Consider the following 10594-nt stretch of genomic DNA (forward strand, 5'->3'; position numbering starts at 1 on the left):
CACGGCGCCTGCCGCCGCCGGCCGCTAGAATCAGCAAAAAGGTGGACCGCTGAAAGGGGACGCCAGTTGCTACCCCGCCGCGTCGCCATCTGGGGCCTGTGCGCCTGTGTTCCGGTCCTCGGCCTGATTGCCTTCTGGCCGGTGCCCGTTGACCGGGGCGCGGCCACTTACCTCATGCGGTGGCTCCGGCAGCTGCACAGCTGGGGCGTCCCTCCCTGGTTCGACTACGGGGTGGTGGAATTTTCCTCGAACGTGATCCTGTTTGTTCCGCTCGGCGCCCTGGCCGCCATCATCCTGGGCCTGCGGCTGTGGTGGGGCGGGGCCGTTGCCGGGTTCATCCTCTCCGTCGTGATCGAACTCGGCCAGATGGCGTTCCTGCCGGCGCGCTTTCCGTCCGTCGCCGACGTCGCCGCGAACACGATCGGCGCCCTGGCCGGCGCGCTCGCGGCCAGGCTGTTCATGGCACGCCGTGAGGCTGTGCGATCCCGACGTCCACCACGTACCCTGTGAACAGGGCCCGACGGGAGGAAAGCGGAACTATGCGGATCTCGGTTATTGGTTGCGGTTACCTGGGCGCGGTCCACGCCGCATGCATGGCAAAGCTGGGTCACGACGTCGTCGGAATCGACGTCGACGAACACAAGGTGGCACAGCTTTCAGCAGGCCACGCCCCCTTTTACGAACCCGTGCTCGACGAACTCCTGTCCCAACTTGAGGAATCGGGCCGGCTGCGGTTCACCACCGACATGGCGGCCGACCGCGGCGCCGAGGTCCACTTCATCTGCGTCGGAACGCCGCAGAAACGCGGCGAAAACGGCGCCGACCTGCGCTATGTCGACGCCGCAGTCGCCTCGCTCGCTGGATACGTCTCCCCCGGCGACGTCGTCGCCGGCAAATCCACAGTGCCTGTGGGAACCGCCGCGGGCCTGGCCGCAGTGCTGGCGGACGCAGAGCCCGGCGCCTCGCTGGTCTGGAATCCCGAGTTCCTGCGCGAAGGCCATGCCGTGACAGACACCCTGAACCCGGACCGGTTTGTCTACGGCACGCCGGACGGCAGCGAAGACCATCCCGCGGTGGCCGTCCTGGACAGGGTCTACGAGACTCCCCTCGCGGGCGGGACACCCCGGCTGGTGACGGACTACGCCACGGCGGAACTGGTGAAGACGGCAGCCAACTCGTTCCTGGCGACGAAGATCTCCTTCATCAACGCCATGGCCGAGGTCTGCGAAGCCACCGGTGCCGACGTCACCCGGCTGGCCGATGCGATCGGGCTCGACGAGCGGATCGGGCGGAAGTTCCTGAACGCAGGCATCGGATTCGGCGGCGGGTGCCTGCCCAAGGACATCCGTGCCTTCATGGCCCGCGCCGGCGAGCTGGGGGCGGACCAGGCTCTGACCTTCCTGCGGGAAGTGGATGCGATTAACATGCGGCGCCGGACCCGGGTGGTTGAGCTGACACGCGAACTGTGCGGCGGGTCCCTGTTGGGCCAACGGGTCGCCGTCCTGGGCGCGGCGTTCAAGCCCGAAAGCGACGACGTCCGGGACTCCCCCGCGTTGAGCGCCGCCGCGCAGCTGCAGCTGCAGGGCGCCGTGGTGACGGTCACCGATCCCCAGGCCCTGCCCAATGCAGCCAAGCGCTTCCCCGAACTCCAGCTGGAACCGGACCTGGAGACGACGTTGCACCGTGCCGATGCCGTGCTGCTGCTGACCGAGTGGCAGGCGTACCGGGAGCTGGATCCGCACGCGGCCAAAGCGCTCGTGTCCGCGCCGCGCATCCTGGACGGCCGCAACGTCCTGGACCCTGCCAAGTGGCGGGCGGCCGGCTGGACCTACAAGGGCCTGGGCCGGCCCTGATGTGTTGCCGTCAGGCTGTCAGCGCCTGGCCAAGGGCGTCCTCCGCGGCCACCCAGGAGAGCATGGCGCATTTGACCCGGGCAGCATAACGGGACACGCCCTCAAACGCCGCGGCGTCGCCCAGCACCTCCGGGTCGGCCGGCACCTTGCCGCGCGAGCGCAGCACCTCGCGGAAGCTGTCAATGACGGTGCTGAGTTCCTCGACCGTCATGCCCTCGGCGAGGTCTGTCAGCACGGACGCCGAAGCCATCGAGATCGAGCAGCCGTCGCCGTCCCAGCGCAGCTCACTGACCTTCCCGCCGGCCACGGACACCCGGACCGTGATTTCGTCGCCGCAGGTCGGATTCAGCTGGTGGGACTGGCCGCAGCTGGCCTCCTTGGGCGCGTCCGCGGCGGCCAGGCCGCTGCCGTGCCGGGCCTTGGCATGTTCGAGGATGATCTGCTGGTAAAGCTGGTCAAGACTCATGGATGTCCGTCCTAGGCTTGGAAGTAGGCACGGACATCGGCGACCGCGTTCAGGAACGCGTCCACATCGTCCGTGGTGTTGTAAAGGTACGTACTGGCGCGCGTCGTCGCCGTCAGCCCGAGCCGGCGGTGCAGGGGCTGGGCACAGTGGTGGCCGACCCGCACGGCGATGCCGCGGCTGTCCAGGAACTGGCCGACGTCGTGCGCGTGGACGCCCGCGACGTCGAATGCCGCCAGGCCAATCCGCTCCTGCCCGGCCGCCGGACCCAGCACCCGGATCCCGGGGATGGACTCCAAGCCGCGCACGAGGCGCTGGCCGAGTTCGGCTTCCCAGGCGTGAATGCGGTCCATCCCGGTTTCGCTGAGGTAATTTACCGCCGCGGCGAGTGCCACGGCCTGCGAAATGCGCTGGGTGCCGGCCTCGAAGCGTTGCGGGCTGGGCAGGAAACCCGCCCGTTCCATCGTGACGGTGGTGATCATGGAGCCGCCGGTCAGGAACGGCGGCATCGCGTTGAGCAGCTCCGAGCGGCCATAGAGGGCGCCGATGCCGGTGGGGGCAAGCATCTTGTGGCCGGAGAACACCGCGAAGTCGACGTCGAGCGCCTTGACGTCCAGGGGCAGGTGCGGTGCGGACTGGCAGGCGTCGAGCACCACGAGGGCCCCCGCGGACCGGGCCAGGGCCACCAGGGCGGCCACCGGGTTGATGGTGCCGAGCACGTTTGACGCGTGCGTGAACGCCAGGACGCGGGTGCGCGGGCCGATGATGCCGGCGGCGGCCTCCAGATCAAGGGCGCCGGCGTCGTCGATCGGGATGAACTTCACGACGGCGCCGGTCCGGGCCGCCAGTTCCTGCCAGGGGATCAGGTTGGCGTGGTGCTCCATCTCCGTGACCACGAGCTCGTCGCCCGGGGCCAGGGCGAACCGGGCCGCTTCGGGTCCGGCGCCCGGCAGGGACGCGTTGAGGAAGGAGTAGGTGAGCAGGTTCAGGCCCTCCGTGGCGTTGGAGGTCCAGATCAGCTCATCCCACTCCGCCCCGACGAAGTCCGCCACCGTTTCCCGGGCGTTTTCGAACGCCTCGGTGGCCTCGACGGCGAGGTGGTGTGCCCCGCGGTGGACCGCGGAGTTCCGCTGCTCATAGAATTCCTGCTCGGCCTCCAGCACGCTCAGCGGGTTCTGTGAGGTGGCGCCGGAGTCCAGGTAGACAAGCGGCCTGCCGTTGACGTGCTGCTGCAGGATCGGGAAGTCGTTGCGGATCCTCAGGACCTCCTCGTTTCCGAGCGCGGCGGCAGAGCGGCGGAGATGGGCTGGGGTGGCAACCATGGCGGAGACTCCTGGATCGGTGTTCAATGCGGCGTACACCGCGCCGGCCTGGCGGCCAGCGTGCAAAATACGTCACACAGATTAAACCTAATTATCCCACGTTCCCGCAGCCCTCCTGTGCGGCCACCGCCCGGACCCGCACACCGCGGAACGCTCACCGCGGAACACGCTCGCGGAACGCGAGAGGAGGTCCCGCCCCGGTAGCCGGATCGAGGGGCCATCGGCTCGCGCGGCGGTGCCCTTCGGCTGCCAAGACCCGGACCCTGACGGGAGCATTGCCCCAGGGCAGCCGCAATTCAACACCCAGCCAGGGGGTGGGCTGGTGCTGCCCGAAAATGGCAAACGGCAAGCGATAGGGCCGCGGCGATGACCGCAGGGGCCGCGGGTGCCCGTCGCCGCGACCCCTTGGCGGGAGCCGTGGGCCGACGGGATCCAGCAGCGGCATCCAAAAGCGACATCCAACAGGCGCCGGAACAGCCGGCAGGCTCTGACTGCTACGGCGCAAGGCCTGCCCGACGCAGGGCTAGCCCGACATGCCAGCGCGTGACGCCAGGGCCGGCGAGGGCTTGCACACCAGACGTCGTCACCCGCCGCTACCCCCTGCGGCGATGCCCGACGGTACCCGTGTCAGGGTCGCGCTTCTCGATGGCGCGGACCCGGGTGAAGACCGGTTAAGGGAGCCGGCGGCGGCTGGGGGGAGAGCCTCGGTCTCAGAAGGCTCTGACGCCGCCGGCTCCGACCTTGGCGCGCGGCTGCCCGTTGAGGCACCGCACGATTCCAATGAAGGAGTTAGTGGGAAAGATTACGGCCCGATCACCTCTAATGGTGGCAGTGGCTGCATCCGCAAGCAAGGAATTTGAGACCACACTTTCCTCGGGCCATGCTTGCGGTTGCTGACCGCCCTCAAGTTCCTCATTTTGAGACCTTCGTGAGCTGTTCGGGGTGGAGCTGTTCGAGGTGGAACTGTTCGAGGTGGAGCTGTTCGGGTTGGTGCTGTTCGGGTTGGTGCTGTTCGTGGGACTGGCTTAAGTCAATCGCCCGAACGGGCTCTGCACACGAGTAGCGTTTACCCGACTTCTGAGGCCCTACTCGCCATGGCACTACTTGGAGCTACTCCCGCTGGTCCCGCGGGCCACCCGTGCTGTACGCACGCGACAGCCAGGTCAGGCCACGCCGGGCCGGACCGGTCAGGAGGGCAGCGGGCCGAGGTCCAGGAGGTCCGCCCGCCGGCCCACGCCGAGCTTGGCGAAGATCCGGGACAGGTGCCCCTCCACGGTCCGAAGTGACACACAGAGCGCTGTGGCGATCTCGGCGTTCGTGGCCCCGCCCGACACCAGTTCCAGGACTTCGGTCTCACGGGCAGTCAACGGGGCGCCGTGATCGCTGCGGACGACCTCCAATTGCGACAACATTCCGGCCTCCACCAGGCGGTGATGGACCCGGCGCTGGACCGCGGTAAGCCGCCACCGCTCCGGGTCGTCTGCCAGGATCCGCTCGGCCTGCTGGGCGGCCTCAAGGGCAAGGAGCCCGTGTCCTGCATTGAGCGCGTCGTCGCTGATGCCAATGAGGTCGGACGCATCCGACGCCGACACCGCTCGCGCGTAGGACTCCACCAGCCTGGCCTCCGGGCCGTCGACTGCGCCGCTGCTGAGGGCGAGGGCCTCGGCGCCCGAGGTGTCACCGCCGCGGAGCGCGAGCCGCCTGATATCGGTTTCGACGCCCCGCAGGCTCTCGTGCAGGGCCTCGTCCGCCAGCCGCGCCAAAGCCCCGGCACCGCTTTCTCCGGGCCCTTCTCCGGGTTCAGCAGCCCGGCAGTACGCCTCTGCCAGCAGGTGAAGGGTTTTCGGCTCCCTGTACACCGAGAGCCGGTAGGCGAGCACATGCTGGCTGGCCTCATGGTGGCGTCCGACGGCGCCTGCGGCATAGGCCGCGACGGCGCGCGCAAACGGCAACAGACCTAACGGGTCGGCGATAGTAAGCTCTTCGACACTCAGCCGAAGTTCGGCCAGGCTTTCACGCATCCTGCCCTGGCGCAACCGCGAGTATCCCCGCATGAGGTGCAGCATGCCGCCGCTGTACAGCAGCCGCCCAGGCTCACGGGCCGCGTAATCGTCCAGGACACTTCCGAGCCGGTCCCAGTCGCCGGCCCAGATCAGATTCAGGCAGTGGCGCACCACGAGGTCCTCGTAGACCAAGGGAAGTTCCAGGCTTGCGGTCCGGGCCCCGCCCCATGCCTCGCCGTCCAAACGCAGCCCTGCGCGGAGTTGACCTTGGGCGGTCAAGAGTTCGGCGAGGAGGGAAACTGCCGGGACCCGGATTTCGGGATAGGCGCCGGCCGCGGCGATGAGTTCGCGCAGCACGGTTCCAACTGCCATAAACTTGCCGTCCCATGAGTGACTCAGCAGCTCTGTGGCCAGTCCCCCGGCGGCTGTCACGTCCGGCGGCTGTCCCGCCGGAGCGCGTCCGGAAAGGTCGGTGCACGTCGCGAAATCCGCAGACAGTGAATTCCGGGCCCGCGATTCCAGGAGCCCTGGTTCGATGGGCAGTTCAAAGGCCGGGCGGTGCGTGCCGGCGTCGGGATGCTGTTGCCGGGCCGGCGTTGCGGACCCGAGCCGGGCTGCCAGGAGGGCAGCCAGGTAGGACGGCCGTCCGGAGGGCACCGGCTGTGCGGACTCCAGACACGCCACAGCGGCCTCGGTGTGCCCCGCGATGAAGTGCGAATAGGCCAGCTGGATCCGGGCCTCGGGGAGGAACCGGGCGTCCCGGATGGCGCCAGCCACCCGGGCCGCGGTCGCAGGGTCCAAGTCCGTGTTCGCGGCGACAGCGGCCTGCAGGAGCTGGATCGGAGGGATCTCTACGCCGCAGTCCATGGACCAGCGCAGCCGGTTGAGGGCCGCTCCCGGCGCCGCGGCCCGCGCCGACGGAAGCGACAACACGCTCGAACGCAGGGCCGAACTGCGGCCGGCCGGGACCCGCTGGCGGATAATCTCGCCAAGGATCGGGCTGGCGGCCCGTACCAGCCGGTCATGTCCCGTGGAGACGGCAATGATGCCCGCGGTGTCCAGGGCATCGACGGCCTTGGGACCACTGATCCGCAGAATCTGGGACAGGGATAGCGGTCCGGCCATGGCAACGATCGTGGCGGCGGTCTTTTCCTCCGGTGTCATGGAGCGCAACTGCCGGTCCACAACGTCGGCGGCCGGAACTTGGGCCATATCGGGGTTGGCCAGCAGGAACCATACTCCGTGCCGGAGGCCCAAGGCGCCGCTGGCCCGGGCATGCTGGATCAGGGACATCAGCATGAGCGGATTGCCGTCGGCCGCCTTATAGAACAACGCACTAACCCACGGAGAGACGTCCGCCCGCAGGACCTGCTCACACAGTTGGTGGGTTCCGATCCGGCTCAGCGGGTAGAGGTCGAACTTAGAAATTATCCCGTCGTCCCAAAGCGCGAGGAACTCTTCCGGAATCATCGGCCCGGGACGGCAGGCCACGAGGATTCCCGCGGCGCCGGTCGCGGCCGCCTGCGCCAACTGCCGGACGGTCCCATGGTCGAGGCAATGCGCATCGTCGACCACAAACAGAGGGCGGTCCGCCTCGGATTTCAGGCTGCGCGCCATCGCTTCCACGACGGCTGCGTAGGAGTCGAGTTCCCGGTCAGGAAGCCGGGACAAGTACGGCGCCAGGGCACCGAAAGGAACGCTGGCCAGAGCCGAAGTGGCGGTCAGCCGGATCAGGCGGCGGTGGGGCTCGAGTTCGCGGATGGCGGCCTTGAGGACGGCGGTCTTGCCCGCGCCCGCGCCGCCGACGATGAGCGCACCTGATCGGGTGTCGTCACGCAGGCAACGCACCAGGTCCTTGACCAGCGCCGAGCGCTCGATCAGTGCCGAGGTCTCAGCCAGGCTTTCCATCGCCGGTTCTCCCTGCCAGTTTCTGCCCGTCTTGAACAGCCGTCCGGGTTGCCGCCTGCAGTCTGCCGGGCTCAGCCGAGCCTGGCGCTGTCTGCCGGAGTCGAGATGACATCTTTGAGTTCCGATCGGCTGGCGACGTGCAGCTTCGAATACACCTGATAGAGGTGTCCCTCCACAGTGCGGACGGATACGTGCATCTGTTCCGCGATCTTGCGGTTGGACGTACCGGCAGCAGCCCGGACCGCCACTTCACATTCCCTCGCCGTCAGGGTTGAGGTTGTAAGCGACCGCAGCCCGTTCTTCGGACTGCCGAACTTGTCATCGAGGGACTGCTGCGCCCGCTGGGCGATCCGCAACGCGATGCGGTTGCCGGCGTCGTTTGCGCAGCCGACGGCTTTCCGCACCGCGTCCCTGGCGAACACGGTGTTGCCGCATGCCTCAGCTTCCTTGGATGCTGCCAGTAACTGTTCGCTGTCAGCCTCCCGCATGCCTTCGGCCAGCCGCGAGCACAGGGCCGCGAATTGTCCGGTCACCCTCCCGCTCAGGCTGCCGAGCTTCTGGCCCGCCTGGCGGTCTCCCAGCCGGGCCGCGGCGGATTGGAACAGGAGCGCGGGGGCCAGTGCTGACGTTTCAGCGTCGTTGCCCGCTTCGGCCGAGAGCGTACGGATGGACATTGCCCTCTGGCCGAGCTCGGCCTGGGCCGACAGTTCGAAATAGCGTGTGAGCCGTTCCACCAGCCAGGCCGCGGGCGGCCGGGCCTGGGCAAGATCGTCCAGTAGCAGGCCGGCCATTTCCTCTTCGCCCTGGAGTGCGGCGGCATAGGCACACACGGCTGCGGCCAGGCCGCCCAAAGCGTCGGGGTCCTGCGCCCGGAGCTGCCACCGGCCTGCCTGGAGCCGGGACAAGGCGTCGTCGAGGTGTCCGGCATGCAGGTCCATGACGCCCTGGCCGATCTCAAACATCCCGCCCAGCCTGGTCTGGGGCTCTGCGCCGCTGTACGTCTCCTCAAGATAGGCGGACGTTTCCCTGAACTTGCCGGAGAGCAAAAGGAGGAGGAGGAACCTGCCCCGGATCTCACGAACCGCATGGTCCGTGAGCTGCGCGCTGGCTGTGGCCGCCAGGATCTGCTTTCCAAGGGCGAGCGCCCGCACCACGTTGCCTGTGACGGCCAGGGCCTCGCTGCGCACGCTGGCGGTCAGGATCCTTGGTTCGCTGCCCAGGTCCCCCGCGTCCACGCCGTCGGTTATGGCCAGGACCTCGTCGTAGCGTCCACGGAAAGCGGCGAGCCCAGCCTCCGCCAGGCGCAGCCGCTCCCGGGCTGCAACTGCAACTGGACTCTGTGCGGCGGGCTCGGCAGCCAGCCGCTCGGCGAACTCCTGTATCCGGGCTTCGGGGTCGGCGCCCGGGGCGGTGCTGCGTTTGTCCAGTTCCACGCGCAGCAGCTGCAAAGCGGTCCACTCGGTCAGGGGAAGCTTGGCGCACGCGCCGTCATCCAGTGCCTCCAGAACCCGGCGTGCAGAGTCCTCGTTGTTCACCGAGATGTGGGCATTGACTGTTTCGATGGCCATCAGGGCGGCGGGTTCGCTTCCTTCGACCTCCTGCACAAATCGCAAGGCGGCCGCGTGGTCGGATGTACCGTTCGCGGCGCGGGCGGCGGCCAGGGCGACTTGGGAGCTCACCTCTTCCCCGCAATCCAGAGCCCAGGCGACGCCGGCCGAGCCGCCGGTGTCCAGCGTGTTCGATTCCTGGAGCACTGCCGTGAGCCGGCGGCGGAGTTCGGCGCTGCGCCCGGGCGGGACCACGTTGGCGACAATTCCAGCGGTCACCGGATTGGCGATGCTGACCATCGGCGGATGGTCATGGGTGACCCGGATCAGGGCCCGCTCCTGGAGCGCGTCCATATCCTGCGGGTTGGCGATGAGCATGAGGGTCTGCAGCGGCACTGCCCCGGCGAGTGCCAGCAGTTCAAAGACGTCGCGCTGGCCGTTGCCGAGCCGGTTGAGGCGTGCCTTCACGACGTCCCGGATCTCTCCGGTCAAGGCGATGGGGCCGTTGCCCAGGAACCATACACCGTCCTGGCGGATCACTGTGCCCAGCTTGATCTGCTCCCGGGCCAGGGAATGGAGGAACAAGGCGTTGCCCCCGCTCGCACTCCAAAGCGCCCGGGCAGCGGTCAGGGAGAACCGGCCGCCGTATTCGTGGTGCAACGTTGTTGCCGTCTCTGCAAAGTCGAACGGTCCGAGGTCCACCCGTCGGAGCAGGTCATCCTTCCACAGGCCCATGATGTCCCCGCCGATGTGCGGCATGTCAACGCACGCCGCCAGCAACGTGACATGGGACCCGGCGCTCAACTGGGCCACCATCATGCTGGAGAGCTCGTCGAGGTCATGGGCGTTGTCCACGAAGAGGACGATTCGCCGGCCTTCGGATTTGTTGTGGAGCAGCTGGGTCAGTCCGCGCAGCACCATCAGCGGGTGCTCGAGGTGGGAGGCGTCGAGGTCGTTGAGCAAGACGCTCAAGGCCCCGTAGGGAAGCTTGGAGGATATGGAGCTGCCCCTGACCTGGACTACCAGGTACTCGTCGCCGAGCTGCTCCAGGGCGCGCTGGGCGATAAAGGACTTGCCGGCCCCGTGGTCGCCCACGAGTACGATGCCGCAGCCGGAACCCGACGTCAGGGTCTCAACGATGTCGGCAACGACCTCCTGGCGGGTGAAGGGTCTGTCCTTACTGCGGCCATGACCGTTTCTTTGCGCCGGAAAAACTATTTCTGTCTGGCCGCTGCCCGTTGGCAAGCCGGCGTCTTGCTGGAACATATGAGAGACCTTCGCAATCAAAGTGTGAGCGGTGATACCTCAACGGTAGGGACTACGCGTATTTTCGGGATGCGTAAGTAGTACTCGATTACCTAGCGAGTATTCCGCCCGCTCTACGTAGCTGTACTCAGTTGGACCGGCGCTGCCGCAAGGCCCAAACCAAGTAGTCGCAATCCCGCCGCACGTGTCCGGCGCCGGTAGCGGCACGGCCGCCGGGGAAGCGGCCCGCCAC

6 protein-coding genes are annotated in these 10594 nt (G+C 67.9%); 2 read left to right on the top strand and 4 right to left on the bottom strand.

Going from position 1 to position 10594, the window contains the following annotated elements:
• Window positions 1-66 precede the first annotated feature (66 nt).
• Together Y706_RS24765 and Y706_RS0109980 are read left to right on the top strand one after the other, a co-directional pair.
• Window positions 67-510, top strand: coding sequence for a VanZ family protein (locus Y706_RS24765; RefSeq protein WP_043435859.1), 444 nt, complete (start codon window positions 67-69; stop codon window positions 508-510).
• Between the two features lie 29 nt (window positions 511-539).
• Window positions 540-1853 (top strand): UDP-glucose dehydrogenase family protein, encoded by a 1314-nt coding sequence (locus Y706_RS0109980; protein WP_028276480.1) that lies wholly within the window; start codon window positions 540-542, stop codon window positions 1851-1853.
• Between the two features lie 10 nt (window positions 1854-1863).
• On the opposite strand, the gene sufU is transcribed toward Y706_RS0109980, so the two are convergent.
• From sufU to Y706_RS0110005, 4 genes are all read right to left on the bottom strand, one after another.
• Window positions 1864-2319: a Fe-S cluster assembly sulfur transfer protein SufU gene (gene sufU / locus Y706_RS0109985; protein WP_028276481.1), complete on the bottom strand. Its 456-nt coding sequence runs from the start codon at window positions 2317-2319 to the stop codon at window positions 1864-1866.
• Window positions 2320-2330: 11 nt separating this feature from the next.
• The gene (locus tag Y706_RS0109990; protein WP_028276482.1) at window positions 2331-3638 is read right to left on the bottom strand and encodes an aminotransferase class V-fold PLP-dependent enzyme; all 1308 of its coding nucleotides are present in this window, start codon (window positions 3636-3638) and stop codon (window positions 2331-2333) included.
• Between the two features lie 1187 nt (window positions 3639-4825).
• Window positions 4826-7549: a helix-turn-helix transcriptional regulator gene (locus tag Y706_RS0110000; RefSeq protein ID WP_028276483.1), complete on the bottom strand. Its 2724-nt coding sequence runs from the start codon at window positions 7547-7549 to the stop codon at window positions 4826-4828.
• A 71-nt stretch (window positions 7550-7620) separates the two neighbouring features.
• Window positions 7621-10362 carry a LuxR family transcriptional regulator gene (locus Y706_RS0110005; RefSeq protein ID WP_028276484.1) on the bottom strand — a complete coding sequence of 914 codons (2742 nt, stop codon included), beginning with the start codon at window positions 10360-10362 and terminating at the stop codon, window positions 7621-7623.
• Window positions 10363-10594: the final 232 nt, after the last annotated feature.

Origin of the sequence: Arthrobacter sp. I3, from assembly GCF_000520575.1 — a bacterium.
GTDB classification, from domain to species: Bacteria; Actinomycetota; Actinomycetes; order Actinomycetales; family Micrococcaceae; genus Arthrobacter; species Arthrobacter humicola_A.